The 17,996-nt window shown below is 47.3% G+C and carries 14 protein-coding genes; 9 read left to right on the top strand and 5 right to left on the bottom strand.

Annotated elements, in window-relative coordinates; all coding sequences use genetic code 11:
* Positions 1 to 642: 642 nt before the first annotated feature.
* Positions 643 to 1,584, bottom strand: coding sequence for a magnesium transporter CorA family protein (locus JUF11_RS03335; RefSeq protein WP_204118317.1), 942 nt, complete (start codon positions 1,582 to 1,584; stop codon positions 643 to 645).
* A gap of 701 nt (positions 1,585 to 2,285) precedes the next feature.
* A complete protein-coding gene (locus tag JUF11_RS03340) occupies positions 2,286 to 2,876 on the bottom strand; it encodes a TMEM175 family protein (RefSeq protein WP_204118318.1) in 591 nt (196 codons plus the stop codon).
* Positions 2,877 to 3,152: 276 nt separating this feature from the next.
* Here JUF11_RS03340 and JUF11_RS03345 point away from each other — a divergent pair, with 276 nt between their 5' ends.
* From JUF11_RS03345 to JUF11_RS03365, 5 genes are all read left to right on the top strand, one after another.
* Positions 3,153 to 4,112 carry an alcohol dehydrogenase catalytic domain-containing protein gene (locus JUF11_RS03345; RefSeq protein WP_204118319.1) on the top strand — a complete coding sequence of 320 codons (960 nt, stop codon included), beginning with the start codon at positions 3,153 to 3,155 and terminating at the stop codon, positions 4,110 to 4,112.
* Between the two features lie 148 nt (positions 4,113 to 4,260).
* Positions 4,261 to 4,983 carry an NADPH-dependent oxidoreductase gene (locus JUF11_RS03350; protein WP_204118320.1) on the top strand — a complete coding sequence of 241 codons (723 nt, stop codon included), beginning with the start codon at positions 4,261 to 4,263 and terminating at the stop codon, positions 4,981 to 4,983.
* Positions 4,984 to 5,397: 414 nt separating this feature from the next.
* Complete coding sequence (locus JUF11_RS03355) at positions 5,398 to 5,670, top strand: hypothetical protein (RefSeq protein ID WP_204118321.1); 273 nt, start codon at positions 5,398 to 5,400, stop codon at positions 5,668 to 5,670.
* 184 nt (positions 5,671 to 5,854) lie between these two features.
* Positions 5,855 to 6,394 (top strand): hypothetical protein, encoded by a 540-nt coding sequence (locus JUF11_RS03360; RefSeq protein ID WP_204118322.1) that lies wholly within the window; start codon positions 5,855 to 5,857, stop codon positions 6,392 to 6,394.
* A 95-nt stretch (positions 6,395 to 6,489) separates the two neighbouring features.
* Positions 6,490 to 7,419 carry an ADP-ribosylglycohydrolase family protein gene (locus JUF11_RS03365; protein WP_204118323.1) on the top strand — a complete coding sequence of 310 codons (930 nt, stop codon included), beginning with the start codon at positions 6,490 to 6,492 and terminating at the stop codon, positions 7,417 to 7,419.
* A gap of 710 nt (positions 7,420 to 8,129) precedes the next feature.
* On the opposite strand, the gene JUF11_RS03370 is transcribed toward JUF11_RS03365, so the two are convergent.
* From JUF11_RS03370 to JUF11_RS03380, 3 genes are read right to left on the bottom strand one after another with little or no spacing between them, the layout of a single operon-like run.
* The gene (locus JUF11_RS03370) at positions 8,130 to 9,065 is read right to left on the bottom strand and encodes a beta-galactosidase small subunit (protein WP_204118324.1); all 936 of its coding nucleotides are present in this window, start codon (positions 9,063 to 9,065) and stop codon (positions 8,130 to 8,132) included.
* Positions 9,046 to 10,914: a glycoside hydrolase family 2 TIM barrel-domain containing protein gene (locus tag JUF11_RS03375; RefSeq protein ID WP_204118325.1), complete on the bottom strand. Its 1,869-nt coding sequence runs from the start codon at positions 10,912 to 10,914 to the stop codon at positions 9,046 to 9,048. The genes JUF11_RS03370 and JUF11_RS03375 overlap by 20 nt, the downstream gene beginning before the upstream one ends.
* A gap of 26 nt (positions 10,915 to 10,940) precedes the next feature.
* The gene (locus tag JUF11_RS03380; RefSeq protein WP_204118326.1) at positions 10,941 to 11,618 is read right to left on the bottom strand and encodes a MurR/RpiR family transcriptional regulator; all 678 of its coding nucleotides are present in this window, start codon (positions 11,616 to 11,618) and stop codon (positions 10,941 to 10,943) included.
* A gap of 186 nt (positions 11,619 to 11,804) precedes the next feature.
* On the opposite strand from JUF11_RS03380, the gene JUF11_RS03385 reads away from it, so the two are divergent.
* From JUF11_RS03385 to JUF11_RS03400, 4 genes are all read left to right on the top strand, one after another.
* Positions 11,805 to 13,394 (top strand): family 1 glycosylhydrolase, encoded by a 1,590-nt coding sequence (locus JUF11_RS03385; RefSeq protein ID WP_204118327.1) that lies wholly within the window; start codon positions 11,805 to 11,807, stop codon positions 13,392 to 13,394.
* A 224-nt stretch (positions 13,395 to 13,618) separates the two neighbouring features.
* On the top strand, positions 13,619 to 14,500 hold the full coding sequence (locus JUF11_RS03390; RefSeq protein ID WP_204118328.1) for an AraC family transcriptional regulator: 882 nt from the start codon (positions 13,619 to 13,621) through the stop codon (positions 14,498 to 14,500).
* Between the two features lie 101 nt (positions 14,501 to 14,601).
* Positions 14,602 to 15,915 (top strand): PTS sugar transporter subunit IIC, encoded by a 1,314-nt coding sequence (locus JUF11_RS03395; RefSeq protein ID WP_204118329.1) that lies wholly within the window; start codon positions 14,602 to 14,604, stop codon positions 15,913 to 15,915.
* Positions 15,890 to 17,632 carry an amylo-alpha-1,6-glucosidase gene (locus tag JUF11_RS03400; RefSeq protein WP_204118330.1) on the top strand — a complete coding sequence of 581 codons (1,743 nt, stop codon included), beginning with the start codon at positions 15,890 to 15,892 and terminating at the stop codon, positions 17,630 to 17,632. The genes JUF11_RS03395 and JUF11_RS03400 overlap by 26 nt, the downstream gene beginning before the upstream one ends.
* Positions 17,633 to 17,996 lie beyond the last annotated feature (364 nt).

Here is a 17,996-nt window from a genome sequence, read left to right on the forward strand (position 1 = left end):
CGCCACAACTTCTATTTGATAACGGCCTGTTCTGGGATTGTCCTCAACGACTGGCTAACTTGTTCTTGCAATTTACGAATCCATAATTACGAGCAAAAAGCACTCAAAAAATGTTTGCCAAATTATTTCGGCTCTACGCTTTGGGTTGAGAGATTTTGAACTAAATTTGAGTGATTTTTGAAGTGAGCCGTTGATTTTCATCAATTAATCAACGGAGTGTTCTGTCGCGTCATAGAAATTTCTTGAAGGGGGAAAGTACTAACAATCAACTTTCTGTCAAAGAGAGTTGATTGAGTGATTTTGATGAGAGAGCTTTCCCTTTTGTGGCTTCTATCGTTTTCCGGACAACGTGGAACCATTTATACACGCGATTTGCTCAACTTTTCTTCTCGTGGCATGTCTCGGCATTCGGGACTCAGCTCCAGAAGAACACCATCAGATTAAAAGGGTCTCAAGTGCAAACATCTATCCTGTGAGAAACTATGTAGCCGCTTATAAAGGCATCTGTCACTTGAATCGTTGAGAGGGTCAACATGTGTTCATAAGGTATTATCACTTTTGAAACATTATCAAATTGCCCAGAAAGTTCATCAATCGGGGCAACTTCAGCCCAGCGCGTATCCTTTGAAGAGTTAATGAATCCTACAGATCCTTCACCGACAGATTCTTCCTATGCCCTAGCCGCCAAATCAACAGCCCCGCCGGAATCACCGACAGCAAAATGCTGAATGGCCAGTCGAGCCATCCGCCGAGAATTGGCAGTTTGACGTTCATGCCATAGAACCCAGAGATAATCGGCGGAATCGCCAGGGCTAGCGACCAAATTGTCATGATCCACATGGTGGTGTTGAGGTTTTTGTCTAGGAGATTGGCGTAAGTATCGGTCACCTGTTGCACGATTTCACCGTTGACCTGGGCCAGTTCCTTGGCTTGTTCGAACTCGTTGATTAGGTTGCGTAACCAGTAACGCTCATGGCGCGGCAACTTATCCGCGTATTCATCGGAATCGACTCCGGCTTGAAGCTGGCGGGCGGTGATGAGATTGGCGCTGGCCGCTGCTTTTAGGTACACCATGCTCTTGCTGACTTCGGCGAGGCTGACGATTTGGGCGTTGGTGGGCGTGGTCTTGTAGCGCTCAAGTTCGGCGCGGAGGTCGTCCAGCGCGTTGATCCGGTCAAAATACCGGCTATTTTGCGCGGTCATGACGGCCAGCATCAACAAGGTGGGACTTGGCGCCGCGGCGCCATGGTGCTTATATTCAGTGGCGATGGCGGATTCCGTGGTATCGTCAGCCGCTTGGGTCACTGTCACCAAGGTCTGGCCCAGTAACAAAAACGCGAAAGGCGTTGTTTTCACCTGTTCGCTATCCATTTTGTCATCCACCGCCAGTACTTTGAAAATACACATACCGAACTTTTGATCAATATCGTAGTCAAAGCGGGCCCGCGTTTTGGTACTGCGCAGATGAGCGATGAAGCGGTGAGGGACATGGTATTGCTCGGTTAAAGTGGTAAAGTCGGCATCGGTCGGGGCGGTGACGCGCACCCATTGCAGCGCGTCGCCCAAGGTTTTAGTGATCAGCATGGTAGGGCTCCTTCGTTAGTGATGGAAATCGTAGACAAGGACATTCTCCACTATTATATCGCCTCCACCAAGCCGGAGATAGCGAAGCCACTAAATCTGGCGATGGAGAAAAGAAGGTTACGCTGCTCAGCGTGAAGTTATTCCTAACGTTTCACCGTGTGGTTCTGATGGCTCGGTTTCTTCAGGACGGCCGGAATATCTGCAACAAATTACGCGTTTTCAGCATAGCAGACGGGTAGACTCGGTTCAGAGAAGTGAACATATTCTTGGACATGATCGAGCCTATTTATTGTCAGACAAAAACTCCCTCAGGCAACTCTTAGACCTGAGGGAGAAAATTTTAGCTAACTGTTGAATCAGTTTGGTGTTGAGCGGCGGTGACCGTCGACATGAGTGCCGTTGGCTTTAGTGTAAGGTTTTACAACAACAATTTTTTTGTGCTGTGTGCCACTTGTGCTACTTTTCGTTTTTGCCATCTTTATACTCCTTTCGTGTTAGTCATAACCGCAAAGCAGTTGTGCAAATATAGAGTATCACAAAACGGCGCAAAACACAATATGATGTATTAAATTGTAAATTTAAAAAGCTTAACCACAAGATATAGTGTTTAGAAAAAGCGCTGTTTATGACAGCTGTTTCCTAATTCGGCTGGCAGAAGAGCTTGTGAAATGCATAGTGAGTCTGGTATGTGATTGTACTAATTAAGCCACTCGGTCCGCGTCCGCATTAGTATTCAGCCCCATGTAAATTAGCTCGCCCAACGTCGCCACCAAGCAAAGCGGCGGGAAGAAGTAGGTGGCAATCGCCAAGGTGAGGGTGAAAGTCGGCATCTTCCAACCGTTCATGAAGCGCATGGTTGCCATCTGGTCGATTTTCTCTGCGGCTTTGGGGTTGGATTGTCGTAGCACATTGCGGATTTCGACACTCAGCCACACGAAGGCGAGGCTCCACAGGAAAAAGACCAGCAGGTAGAAATACTCCGGGCCGCGGGCGAAGATGTAGCGGCCAGTCCAGGCGGTGGCCACTGGAATCATCGACATCGTTAACAGCCACATGTTATTGACCCAGTAAATGCGCTTAGTGATGCGATTAAGTAGCGCGAATAAGTAGTGATGATTGTACCAAGCGACGGCCATGAAAAAGAAGCTGACCACATAGGCGAACAGGTAAGGCACATCGGCCAAAATGCCGGTCCAACTGGGCGTCTCTGGGGTCTTAAACTCCAAGATCATAATGGTCATAATGATGGCGACGATGGCATCGGTGAATGCTTCCACGCGTGATTGTTTCATAACAATTTCCCCTCAAAATAAGATAGCACTAGCATAGCACCCGGGGATGGTCATTAACATCTTGTTATTTATCGACTAACAAGTCCGTTGTAGCGGCAAAAATGGCCCGGTATGCTAGTCCGACTATCAAGGGGGCGGGGCTTGCGTTGTTAGAGTGGGACTGAACAATGAACCCAATGATTTGGCAGGACAGCGGCCAAGCACTGGTGTCGTTATTCTGGTGTAAGATAGTGTCATCGACAAGTAGCTATTTTGCCACGAGAAGGGAGCCCCAAAATGAAAGCAATCGTTGTGACTCAGCCAGGTGGGCCTGAGGTTTTGACCTACTCGGATGTGCCGATGCCCAAGGTTCGGCCAGGCTGGACTTTGGTTAAGGTGCGCGGTTTTGGCATTAATCACTCTGAAATCTTCACACGTGAAGGTCAATCGCCTTCTGTCCATTTTCCCCGCATTCTCGGCATCGAAGCCGTGGGCACCATTGCCGAAACGAGTGCACCGGATCAATTTACGGTCGGGCAGACGGTCGTGTCGTTGATGGGCGAAATGGGGCGCGCTTTTGACGGTGGTTATGCCGAATATGTCCTGCTACCGAATCAGCAGATTTTTCCCGTGACCACCGACCTGAGTTGGCCGGAGCTCGCGGCGGTGCCGGAGACCTTTTACACGGCCTTTGGCATCTATCAGAGTCTGCAGTTGAAAGCTGGTGAGCGGGTGTTGATTCGCGCCGTCACCAGTGGCGTGGGCGTGGCCGTACTGAAACTGATGAGAGCTTCTGGTTTGGCGCTTTCGATTGCTGGAACGACCAGGTCGGACCACAAGGACAAGGCCCTCAAGTCACTGGGGCTCGACACGATTATTCATACTCCAGATGCCAATCACTTGCCAGCGAATGCAGGTGAATTCGATAAAATCATCGATCTCATTGGCCCTTCTGCGGTACGGGACACCTTGTTGCATCTCGCCGAGTTTGGCATCGCCAATGTGACCGGCGTGCTGGGAGGCGTTTGGACAATTGACGACTTTGATCCGATTATGGATATTCCGAACAATCGGTATTTGACTGGTTTTAGCTCGAATGACGTCAATGCGCAAAAAATCAACGCCCTGTTTGCCTTTATCAAGCAACATCACGTTAATGTGACGCCGGAAAAGGTCTTTCGTTTGGCCGAAACGCGGGCAGCGCATGAATATCTGGCCGAGTCTGCTGGGTTGGGCAAAGTGGTGGTGCTGCCTTAGTCAAGGCAGTGGTGATTGGAAAAAATACTGGTTTTCGAATTTGTGCTGGTTTACCTTTAACCCAGCGGGCAAGCGCTCGCACCAATTCACTCGTTCCTCGCTTTCATACTGTGCTATGCTAACCGCAGAAAAACTTTGGAGGCACAACATGACCCAACCTCACCGCAGCATTCGCCAATTCACCACCGAAAAGCTCACTGACGCCGAAATCTCTGACCTGATTGACGTCGCGCAACATACCGCGACCTCGCATTACCTGCAGTCCATGAGCGTCATTCACATCACGGACCCGCACTTGCGCGCCGCGATCGCCGGCATTTCCAAGCAACAATACATCAACCAAAATGGCGAACTCTTCATCTTCATCGCTGATCAGTACCGCGCCAGCCTCAGCGCTGCGCTTGGGCACCATCTCGGCTCCTTCGATAAGTTTTTGCAGGCGGCTTCGGATGCACTACTGGCCACTCAAAACGTGGTGACGGCAGCGGAGGCGAAGGGCTTCGGCACCGTAATTCTGGGCAGTATTTTGAATGACCCGAAGCAGCTCATCGACCTGTTGGCGCTACCGAAGTTCACCTTCCCAATCTGCGGCCTGCTTGTCGGCCATCCCGACCAGACGCCTCAGCTGAAGCCGCGGCTGCCGCAAGCTACTGTCTTTTTTGAAAATACTTACGCGCTGCCGAGCGACTATGATCAGCAGCTCGCCGCTTACGATGACATTATTCGCGACTACTACGCCACTCGCGATACCAACCGGCGAGAGGAAACCTTCTCACACCTGTTGGCCGCTAGTGCGGCGGTCACGCCGGCCAAGCGGTCAGAGCTGTTCGCAGCAGTGAAGGCGCAGGGCTTTTTGTCAGCAGGGTATTAGCTGATTGACTTGGCCTTGTGATCGACGAGAATTACGTCAAGACCCGGCCCGTCTGTTACGCGAATCTTGCGTGATTGGTGGGCCGGGTCTTGATGTTCAGCTGGTGACACGACGACCGCTTCTTGCTTGCCCTATTATTAAGCGTATGGCTTGCGCGTGCCCAATCCATGAAAGCCCTAGGAGGATGTTGGCCTGCACTAGCTCATTGCCCGCTTACCACTCGTTTCTCCCCAAAATCTGCGGCGATGCTCGCCGTGGTTAAACCAACAGTGCCTGTTAATTGTCCTCGGTGCTGAGCAACGCCATGGTACAATAAGCTCGGATTTTACTTGCGATGACGAGTGCCGGGTGCGTTGGCATGTCATTTGTGGGCATTGGTTAACGAGAAACCAAAAAATTATGCGGGGTAGAATTATGGGCGAGACGTCATCCATTCACAGCCAGGAACGCATCATGACCATCTTCATGCGTTTGCTCGCAGGCCAAAGTCTGGCCAAGCAAGCGCTGGCGGATGAGTACCACAAGTCAGCGAAGGCCATTCAGCGCGACCTCATGCAAATCAACAGCGCCATCGAAGCGGCTGATTTTGCCGACCAGCTGGCGTTGGTGCAGCGGACTGAAGGTAGATACTTGTCTGAGGATTATGGGGCGATATTTGCGTGTTACCATACTCTAACGGATAATTGAAGTTAGGAGACTACTGGCACAGAATAAAGTCGTTATGCACTGCTTTTTCTGCCGAATTCATTGGCGCAATAGGTTCATGTATCAAAGGTAGCCTTGACTGGACGTTGTTTTCTTCAACGAATTGCGACGCTAATTACGAACTGACTTGTGACCGAAATACCTTGTTGCATATGGAGGCGAGCCAATGAAAGAGTACTTTAGAATCAGAAATAGCATAGTTGGTACTGATATTTCGGCTAGAGATGACGCTGAGCTATTTCCGATCAAGGCTGATTCGCTTGGTCGCATTATAGACACTCGTAGAGAGGCAGTATTTTTAAAAGGATGGATTCGTGTCGCGTTAGTCCCACATCATGAGGTGTATGTATTATTCTCAGATCTGATTTCTGCGGCTGAATGGCTTCCTTTCGACACGTACCAAGGCATGGTGACGAATGCTAAAATAATTGAACCAACCTGGTTAGATCAGGGGCTTCATCAATTTGAGTTGGTCAGGTCACTGGCTGTCAATCAATGGATTCGTAACGATATAAACGAACCCGCAACCCTCGCACATGCCGTTCTGCGCGTGGGCACAGTGGGGCGAGTGCTACAACTTTCGTGGGACTTTGAAGGTTCAGACGATAGGCAGTACTGGATGATGGAAATTGAGACTGCTGATGGGCAGCAATACGATGTGATGTATCCAGATTTGCTTAAGGCAGCCAAACCTTATAATCGTTGAGTCGGCTCTATTTTATGGATTTCCAGGCACTTTCGATTGTTGATATGTTCGTATCAAAAGGCAAAGGCTCTGATTTCGATAGAGGGAGTAGCCGAATGATTACAAAACAGAAAATCAGAAATTTCTTTGAAGCGGGTATGATTGCTGATGCCTTGGGTGTGCCGGTTGAATTTAACCAGCGCGATACTTACACTGTTTCAACGATGCAGGGCTACGGGACGTATAATCAGCCTGCTGGCAGTTGGTCAGACGACTCGAGTTTGACGCTGTGTTTAGCTGAAACATTAGCCGAGAAAGGCGACGCCGATGCCTGCATGACCAAATTTGTAGATTATTTGGAACACGGCTCGTATACACCTAGTGGGAAACTGTTTGATATCGGTAACGCAACGCGTGAGGCCATTTTCAACTTTGAAATAAAAAGTACCTCAGCAATTGAGGCCGGTAGCCGGTCACCTTCCGCCAATGGCAATGGTGCGTTGATGCGGATTGCCCCGCTTGCTTTCGCTTGCCTGAAATGTGCGAGACCCGAGCGACAGCGTCAAATACGTGAGTTCACCACCATCACTCACGGCCATATTCGTTCAATCATTGCGAATGATCTATATGTTGAATGCTTGCGGGCAATGCTACTAGGCATGCCTTTAATCGAAGCAATGGCTGAGGCTTGGGATGTCATTGAGGTGGCTGGGTATCCGCAGAAAGAGTTGGCGCTTTTCAAGAATATTCATGATACAACTTTCGCAATAACCCCCCGTCAAAATATTCGATCTAGTGGTTATGTCATTGATTCATTTGAAGCAGCGATGTGGTGTGCGCTTAATGAGCAGACGCTGAGAGGAGTGTGTTTGCTAGCAGTTAATCTTGGCGAAGATACCGATACGATTGCTCAGATTGCTGCGAGCTTGTATGCGGCGGGGCATCTTGATGAGCAAGCCCCACCGCCATGGCGATATGTACTGATTCATACAAGGCAGGAAGAGCGAATTGTTGAAACATTTGCGGAAAAATTTTGTGATGAATGATGATTACACTGACACTACTTGCTGAAACAGATCCAGTTCGAGAATATGCGGTTGAAGCTGACGATGTTTTTGGTCGGGTTCGAATTGACAAGTTAAAGCCTATAGCCAGATACTCCGGTAACTCGCTGCTCATGTTTCCTCCAAAGTGAATTGAACAATTCGCCTCAGGCACACTTGATCTTGCCGATGCTCCAAAGCGGTTTTCATATGGTTTTGGATGGGAATTCACTTAATTTTGCTAGAGCGAAGTTTCTTTTGGGGGCATACCATTAATACAAAGGACAATCAAACACGAGCTCTTTCGGTGTGTTGCCAACTATTACAGTAGCCAGTGTGTTTCTCTTATTTATATTTAGCAGCGAATCACCAAGTGGACTTGGTACTCGCCGCTACAATCGCCTGCTAGGATAGAGTTATCACAATAAGGCGGTATATGACGATGGAGAAGCTTGCTGCACGTTATGGCAGAGGACTTTATCAGCTAAGCATCAATCGCGGCCTATCACGCCAGTTGAGAGAACACGCGAAAGATATCAAATTAAATGAGTTTTTGCGTATCGAAATGGGGACGGCATCCCTGACACTAGACACTATGAATAAGAGTAGACTGTATTATAAAAAGAGCTCAGAGTCTTAGGCATCGAGAAGTGTCAACGTCTAGGATTCTAAACTCAAAATGACGAACCGTTTAATCTTGCGAGGCAAATCTGTCAGAATATCGTAAATCCAAAATCGATATCTTTTGAAACATCAATTGTTGCTTCAGGAGTGACATCCGCGCCCCAGCTGTCAATTCCGCCGACTCCGCGAACGGCTCCCAATAGTGTCAGAACAGTGCGACGAATCGGCGGTAATTCATCCTGATGCTCTGCCGATTCGATTTCTTCTGGTGTGTACGGCAGGCAACTGAAAGCAAAATCGTTATCAGCCTGAAAAGTAAGTGTAACGGGGCTTGTATCTCGTTGGGCATTGTTCAAGGTTGTGGTACGAGTCACCGCAACCTTTTTTGTTCGCATGTGAACCCCACAATCCTGAGGTACGAGATAAGGTGTCATTGGCATTCCGGCAATTTCGAATTCTCCAGTATGGGCGCCGTGCATCCTGTCAGGATAAGTCTCACCAGATAGGCCGTTATATGCAAAGCTTTGTGCGGGCGTTGGCATCGTCCATCGATAACCGAATGCTGGTAGAGGTGGCAAAGCTTGGTCACCGGTGAAGTGAATTGCTACGTGAAGTGCCGTCGTTGTCAGCCGATAGGTTATGGTGACATTGGTGCTTGGCTTTGTTAGGGTCTCATACGTATATTTCAACACCAAAGCCTGGCTGTTGAGCGCTTCAGAAGGTTCGATAGGGACAGGTTCTTCGTCAATCGTGGCATCACAACTAACGCAGCTAGGAAACATGTCGCTGGAATACCAACCTGCCGCACGAATTGGAAAGCGTTCTTTGCCATTTCGTCCTCGATCGTTATCTGTGGTTCCTCGCCAGTAGGCAGGTTGGGGAGCACGGTAAAGCCACTCTCTGCCTTGTGTACGTAAGGAAACTAGACCGAGATGACGATCAAAGATGCAGTGCATCCGTGGCGTGCGTGAGCCAATCACTTCACCATCAGGGATGATTTCGATGCTATTTAGTGAATTGACCATAATAATAGGCTACCTCCTGAAGGGCTGGCTTTGGGGTGCGATCTGCGAAAAGCAGTCCATCTCCGGAAAATGCCCCGTTATTTGGGCGATCGTCGAAGTCACCGCCGTATCGCAACTGTGGCCGAGTGGAATTTGTATCCTTGAGCAAAAGTGCTTGGTCAATGAAGTCCCAGATAAAGCCACCGACAAAATTTTCGTGGTCTTTGATTAGTTCCATGTACTGACCTAATCCGCCAACAGAATTACCCATTGAGTGCATGTACTCGCATAGCATCACTGGTTTCGGCGAAGAAGCCAAGAACGGCTCAAGCTCCTCAGGTGGAGTGTACATCTGACTTTCAAAGTCCGAGATAGACGAAGCATAGGCTCGGTTGTGTGCCACGCCTTCGTAGTGAACAGGGCGTGATTGATCAACTGACTTGAAATAGTCGTTCATCGCTTGGATATCATCACCGGCGTACGATTCGTTTCCCAGGGACCAGAACAGAATGCTGGTGTGATTCTTGAGTGTTTCGTAGACCGTTTTTGCGCGATCCAGTACACACGGCAACCATTCCGGCAACGACCCAGGGACGTTATATTGCGGCTTGGTTGGTTGGCTAACCCAGCTACCGTGCGATTCCATATTGACTTCTGCCATCACATAAATTCCGGCCTGGTCACATAAGCTGTACCAGGCGAGCTGATCGGGATAATGGCAGGTGCGAACCGCGTTGATATGGTTTGCCTTCATCACTTCGAGATCGCTACGCATGTCAGTGAGGCTGATTGCCCGACCAGTATGACAATTCCACTCGTGGCGGTTGACACCGGTCAGTATTAAGCGTTTCTGATTTAGTAGTAGTTCGCGATTTTGAATTATGATATTCCGGAAGCCAAAGTCGTATGGTATCACCTCTGTCACTTGGCCGGTGGAATCAAATAAAGTCAAAATGATGGTGTATAAGTAGGGAACCTCATGCGACCATTGAATGGGGTTGACGACCTTTAATTGAAATTCTGTTTTCTGCTTTGCCTCAACGGTTGCTTCTTCGCAAAGGGCACCGGCCTGATCAAATATCTGAGCATGAATTCTCTGAGTCACTGGTGTTACCTGTAAGCAGGCTTTGACTTGACCGATAGTGGAATCTGAGGATACCGGATTCAGCGCAAGGTCGGTCAAGTGCGCAGCTGGCAAAGCCAATAATTCGACGCTTCGAAAGATACCAAAAAATCGGAAAAAGTCCTGATCTTCGATAAAACTAGCGGTGGAGTATTTATAAACCTGGACTGCAATCAAGTTTTCCCCACGAGTTAGAAATGGGGTTAGGTCAAACTCTGATGGGGTGAAACTATCTTCGGCATAGCCCACAAACTGACCGTTAACCCAAAGATACATCGCAGCCTCAACACCGGCAAACTGAATGTGAACATCGAGGTCTTTCCACTGTGCAGGCAGGGTTATTACTCGCCGATAGCTGCCGACTGCATTGTCACTAGCCGCACTAAACATTCCTGTTGTATCCTGCCCAGTAACCGTACCAGGTGCACGCCGCATCATTTTAGCTGCCCAGGGATAGAGTGTATTGATGTACTGGAGCTGATCATAACCAGCTAGGGCGATGTGTTGTGGCACCTTAATGTAATCCCAATTTCGATCATCGTAGTCCGTGGCTTCGAAACCCGTGGGCCGATCCAGCGGACTCTTAGCAAAATGGAAGCGCCATTGTCCGTCGAGACATAGGCGTAAACTACTTTGCCGCTGCTGTAACTCTTTTTCATTGCGGTAAGTAATGTGGTCGCTATGTGCCGGAAGCTGGTTAATTCGGAAAGTTGACGGATCATCTAACCATTGTAGTTTTGGCGTCATATGCTTCTCCTGTTCTTGTTGAATGATTAACGAAGTGCTAATAGGACCTTTTGAATGATGACGAATAGGGGAAATAGGTTTTCCCGGTCAAAGGCATTTCTTGACTGATAATTGTCAAGATTATAGTCGATACATAATGTACTAAGTGTGGTATGTAGTGGCGAGTTTCGTTTAGTAATGGCGATGATTGGAATTGTGATTGTGCTAATCACTCCATTCATGTCAGTGTTTTTGCCAGAACTGGAAATGCAGACCAAAACGTCGCCTTTGGTGAACCCTCGAGCACGTTGCTCAAATTGGAATCGGTCATTAATTTGTACTGCAAAACATCCCAAATTAATGAGTTGTCTTTCAAAATATTCGGTCGCAATGGTGGAGGCTATGGTGCCATATAGAAACACACGATTCGCCCCTCTAATTTCTAGCGCAATCGGATGCAGATGCGAGAAGGAAATCTGGGTGTTCAGTTGTTCAATACTCAGTTCAAAATCGTCTGCCTGTTCCTGCTGGCGCGAATATTTGAGCTCTGTAAAGGTATGAAAACCCATTTTTTGACACACACGGTAAATCATGGTCCTTCCGACAAAGAAGTGTTTGGCAATCTCACCTGCGGTCAGGTTAGAAATATCAGTATTGAGCAGATATTGATAAATTTCGTATTCGGCATCGGTGAGGCTATCTTCATTAAAGCTTTGACTAGTCATTATAATTACACCATTCCCGTCTGTGAATGCGCTATCACAATGGTAGTGTATATCATCTCGAACCCTTTTTCGAATGGAAAAATAAGAATGGACAAGTGAATCTTTCGGGGGACATCTGTCCACAATGAAAGCGCATTCTAAAGTCTGGTGCTATATTTGGCTCATCAAACGGGAGGTGGAGATCGATTGACTAAGTTGTTAACATTTCCGGACGGGTTTTTATGGGGAGCGGCCACGAGTGCCCCTCAAACAGAAGGGGGGTATGACGAGGACGGCAAGGCCCTGACGATTTTTGATCGGTGGAGTCTTGACCGCCCACAAGACTTTTATGAAGAAGTTGGTTCTTTAGAGGCGTCTGACGTTTATCACCGTTACGTTGAGGATGTAAAATTGATGGCTGATGTCGGTATGAATTCCTACCGAACCTCGATTTCCTGGGCGCGGTTGCTGCCAGACGGTAAACATGTAAACCCAAAAGCAGTGATCTTTTATAACGATTTAATTGATAAACTTTTGGCTAACCATGTTCAGCCACTAATGAACTTATTTCATTACGACATGCCGGTACTTATGCAGGACAAAGGCGGCTTCTTAAATCGAGAGGTTGTTGATGATTTCGTTCACTATGCCGAAACCGCATTTTCACTTTTTGGCGATCGAGTTAAGCTGTGGAGCACTTTTAACGAAGCAAAAGCGCAACCATACGGCGGGTATCTTTCCAATGGTCAACCAGATGGCTATCCGCCCTTCCATCACAATGCGGTTGAGGCAGCGCAGGTGATGGCACATTTAATCTTAATCACTGCTATGTGTACAGAACGGTTTAAGCAGATTGTACCTGATGGAAGAATCGGTCTGATTGAGGATAGCGTGCCACAAATTGCGGGGGATGACAGTGCTGAAACTCAAACAGCCGTTGCGATGCTTGACGCCCTGAGAAACAGGGTACTGTTAGATCCTGCGACTAAAGGAACTACTCATCCGTTGGTTAGCCAGTTTCTTCGAGAAACCGGATTACAGCCGGTACTGACTCCGGAGGAACGAAATTGCATCCATCAGAACACAGTAGATTTTGTTGGGCTGACATACTATAGGCCAGAGCGGGTCAAAGCCCCTTCTGTGCATTATCGTGATATTGCAGACAGAACTCAGATTGATTTGGAAAATGTTGGCATCGAGGTTCATCCTGAGGGCGTGCGTATGAACACTTCACGTGGTTGGGAAATACGCCCTGAATGTGTTTATGACATAGCCATGGACATGAAGAATAATTACAACAACATGCCATGGTTTCTTGCGGAAAACGGAATGGGCGTCGAGGGAGAGAGTGACAATATTGGGGGGACTGGATCAACTCTCGGTTTGATTATTGCTATCTTTATTGTGGGACGCCAGTCTCAGCAATATAAGACAATGGCCAAGTTGACCTTAGTGCCAGGTATTTTTGGTATCAACGAGCCTTTGATCTTCGGATTGCCAATTGTGCTGAATCCGATTCTATTTATCCCGTTTGTGTTCGGGCCAACGATTACGTCAGGTGTCTATTTCGCCTTAATCAATGCACATATCATTCCTAATATTCCAATCACGATTCCCTGGACTACGCCTCCATTTTTAAATACTTTCTTGGCGTCTGGTGGCCAGATTATTGCGCCGATTGTCCAACTTCTATGCTTAGCATTCTGCACCCTACTGTATATTCCGTTTGTTAAAGTTGCAGTAGAAGCTGAACGTAAGGAGATGCTTGATCGGGAGGCTGAGGTTAAGGCAGCATAGCACTCACTTGACGACCGTGATACTTACAATTCGAATAGCTCAGCCATTCAGGAGATAACCTCTTGAATGGCTGTTTTTATGTTGAAACGCTTCTAGATAATATTGGGGGATTAAACACCGGCGCTTGAGTTTTTGAATAGTGATTGAAACCCCGTTTAAATATATGAGATAACATGTATAAATCCAAAACTTTAGGATTCGAAATCACCTTGGAGGAAAGCACTATGGGAACAGGAAATTTTGGGTCAAGTGCCTCTGCTTATTACGAGCAAATGGAATATCCGTCAAAAAATTTTCCGGTGATTGTCAGACGGAACTCTGGCGCTCATCTAAACTACCCACACTGGCACAAGGAATGTGAGATAGTGTATGTTCTAGAAGGGACACTCACGTTCGGCATTGGGGGCACTATCAAGCATATCAGAAAGGGTGAAATCTACTTCATCCCAGCGGGCCAAGTACATTACTTTTATATTTCACCTGGTTGCCGGCGATTTGTGGTGCAGTTTTCGGTGAGTCTGTTTGGAACACTCCCGTTTTCTGGCAATGATTTTGTTGTTGATCGGCTTCTGAATTCGATTGATGGCAACGGTCACCACTGGTCGAAGCAACTTCGCCGTGAAATTCAGTCGAACATAAACAGGATTGCGGAAAGCAGTGAAGGTGAGAAGAATTGGGACCGCTTTGTCATCATTTGTAGTTTATATAACATCGTCTATCAACTAAAACTTCATGCCCCGCGGCTTGAGAAAGAAACCATATCTGAAGATAAGGTTGGCTATATTTCGATGGTCGATGAAATCTTTAAATACATCGACAATCACTATACACAGAAGATTACGATTAAAACCGCTGCCTCGGTTCTTGGCCTGCAACCGAATTATTTTTGCCGGTTTTTTAAGAAGTACACAGGCGAAAGTTTCTTGAACTTCTTGAATAAGTACCGACTGGCGAAAGCATGTTACATTTTGGAGAATAAGGAAGAATCCATCGAGGACGTGGCCTACCAGTCGGGCTTTCAGAGCTATCAGACCTTCTATGCCCAATTTAAGCGCCATTTTGGGGTGTCACCGCATCAATACAACAAAGATAATATTCAAGAGTAATTCGAATACGATTCTGCATATCCTTCGCAGAACAGTCGCTTATACTTAGCAGTGTAGAAAGCGCTTACTATTCCTAACAATTACGAAGGAGGAAACATGTGATGCGAGAACAATTTGTTAAGAAATTCAATAGTTTTCGTGAGGGCTCTGCAAAGGTCATGCTTGCCATCTCCAATCAGCGTTATATCGTTGTATTGAAAAATGCCATGCCTGGCTATGTGCCGTTCACCATTATGGGTGCGATTGTCCTGTTAATTGCTAATTTTCCATCGCAACATTACCTAGATTTTATGGCCGGAGTGTTTGGGGCTAACTGGCAAGCCCCACTCAATGATCTGATGAACGGTGCGATGAATATCGGGTCATTATATGTTATTGCCTTAATTGCATATGAAATGAGCAATTATCACAAAGATCGTCCCATTTTACCCGTCATTCTTTCAGAAGGTATCTATATTTACCTGAGTCAAATCACCACCGTCAAAGGTGTGGCCATGATTGCCATCTCTGAATTTGGAGCCAGCAACATGATTGCCGCAATCCTTCTGGGGATTATCGTGCCGGAACTCTACCACTTTCTGATTGGCCATGTCCCGACCATCAAGATGCCTGAATCAGTGCCGCCAATGATTGCACAACCATTTGAAGCCCTAATTCCGATTTTGCTGATATTTGTTTTGGCTTTCGGTGTTCGAACTCTTTCTGCGATGACGCCATTTGGAACGTTTGCTGCAGCGATTAACGGCACAATCGGATTGCCTATGCGCGCGTTGAGCAGCAATATCTGGGGTTATCTATTAGCAGTATTCTTTGTTGAACTGCTTTGGTCCTTGGGTATTCACGGGAACAACGTGGTGATGAGTATTCTGACGCCATTCCTATTGATGAACAGCGATGCCAACCGCCTGGCCTTCCAAGCCGGGAAAAAACTTCCTTATATCATCACCAACGAGTACTTTGATTACTTTGGGAATGTTGCGTTTTACATGTGTATCGCCTGTCTTTTGATTGCCAAAGCCCCTCAGCTTAAGCAGGTTTCAAGACTTGGCTTTATTCCTGGACTTTTCCATATTTCCGAGCCGTTGGTATTCGGCCTGCCAATCATGTACAACCCATTTCTGGCCACAGAATACGTTCTCTTCCATGTTGCTGGTGCTGGTTTAACATATTTCGTGATGCACATTGGCCTCGTAGCACCGCTGAACGGGACTGGCGTGCCTTGGACAACGCCAATGATCTTACATGGTTTCCTGGCCTCAGGCGGGCATATTTCTACCGGGATTTGGCAGCTTGTTCTTGCAGTCTTGTACACCGTGGGTAGTATTCCGTTTGTCAGAGCATATGACAGAAAGTTGATGAGTGATAATGCAAAGTCTGAACGAGAAATTAATGAATCTGCAAATGACCCCGTTTAGTTCCAGAGGGAGCTACATTGCATTAATCGAGAAGGGGCCGGATACCGTCACGGCCAGTGACGTGGGTGAAGTTCCTCAAGACGGACTCTATCTAAAATCACTTCACGGGATTTCAAGTCATGCGCCAGCCGTCGCACGTGTTTTTCCTACTCTAGACGGCGAAGAAGTCGACTATGATTATTTGGTTGATCCAGAAATGGTTACACTAAATACAACTGAAGGCCATGTGTACTTTCGCTTTGATGTCTCAGGCAATCTCATGATGTCAACTAAGGGCGCCGGGCTTGGAATTGGACTGGATTTTATTCCCGATCCAAAATCAAAGTTTGATCATGCGATTCAAACCCTTGCGGACGGCATCGTTGTCAACAGTTACAAGACGCTGACAAAATATTCGCTGAAATTACTACAAGGACAATTCAAACTGCAGAAGTCGTCAGCCTATAAAAACGCCTCGCTGCACCCAGACGTGATCTTAATTTCGCCAGGATCGGATGATAAGTGTCAGTTGAGCCTGGCGGAAGTCAAACACTATATGAGTTGGGATTACGACAAATTGCAGCATGCGGCTGAGGAAGCTGAGCCATCTAGCATGCACTTCCATGATTTTGCTGAGCGTTATCATGCCGCCGTGCCAGACGACCCCAATCCTGAAGTCACTGACTTAGCGTTATACACCATCTGGACCTGCATCGTCAGCCCACAGGGGAACCTTACCCGCGAAACCATTTGGATGAGCAATACTCATTTTCCGGGAATTTGGACATGGGACCAGGCCTATGTAGCGCTCGGGCTTGCCGGCATCTATCCTAAACTAGCGTATGATGAGCTGATGGGCCCGTATGATTTTCAGGATGAATATGGGCAACTACCAGGTTCCTTTAGTGATTCGACAGTTCGATGGAACTTCTCGAAGCCACCCGTTCAGGGGTTGGTCTTAGACTCCTTTATTAAGCTCCAGGAGCTTAATCGAAAGCAGCTGACTGAATGTTATATAAAGATACCCAAACAGATTGATTATTGGCTGAACTATGCTGATTTGAACCATGACGGGCTTCCGGAATATCAGCATGGGAATGATTCGGGATATGATAATTCAACCGTTTTTGATAAGTCGGAATATGTTACAAGTCCTGATTTGACGGCTTATCTCATTCGTTCCTACGACGTTCTTGGCGAAATTGCAGCTAAGTTGGGTCGAAAAGCCGATATCGTCAAATGGGATACATTAGCGGCTGAGTTGACGAAGCGGTTTGTTGATAAACTGGTGGTGAATGATCTTCCGGTCGCTCGAGATGGGTTGACGTCAGAAGTTGTGGATAGTAAATCGCAGCTACCACTAGCAGCGCTCTCCATGGGATCACGGCTGCCCGAGGCAATTCGAAAGAACATTATTGCGCTATATCATTCGACTGATTATCTTACGGATTATGGTATTGCAACAGAGAGTACCAGTAGCGCCAAGTATGAGAGCCACAGCTACTGGCGTGGCCCGGTTTGGCCGTCTGAAATGGCCAATATCTACATTGCCTTAAAGCTAGTCCATGAGGATGAATTTGCTGCCGACCTAGCCAAGCGCTTTTGCAGGGCCGTCATCCAAAGTGGTATCAGGGAGAATTTTGATGCACAAACCGGTACTGGTTATGATGATACCGCTCATACTTGGACAGCAGGGGCATACCTGTTCTTTACACGTGAATTGTTCGGTTCCAAGTAGGAGATAGCGCGCGACCGATTGGCGTTTTATCATTTTGTGCCAGCCCGTCATGAAGAAAACTACATCAGATAGTCATCTAAGAACGATTTCTTGGATGGCTATTTATATTGGTCAAGTGAAGAAGACTATTGGAAAGTAGCCAGTCTTCTGGAGGGAAAGATACAAGCATTATCCTTCATAAACACTTCGTTCGATCGCCTAAATATCGTCTTTTACCTCGCGCACCTCTCTGCTTCTCGACACGGATTGCGTGGCCAAAGCAGAAACCTATACAGTGGCGCGCAAAAACTCTGCTAAGGACTTGAGGGAGAATGCATCTTATTTCAGACATTACCCCAGATGAAACGGGGATTGCCTTTGCGAA

Source organism: Lacticaseibacillus suilingensis (assembly GCF_016861845.1).
Lineage (GTDB): Bacteria > Bacillota > Bacilli > Lactobacillales > Lactobacillaceae > Lacticaseibacillus > Lacticaseibacillus suilingensis.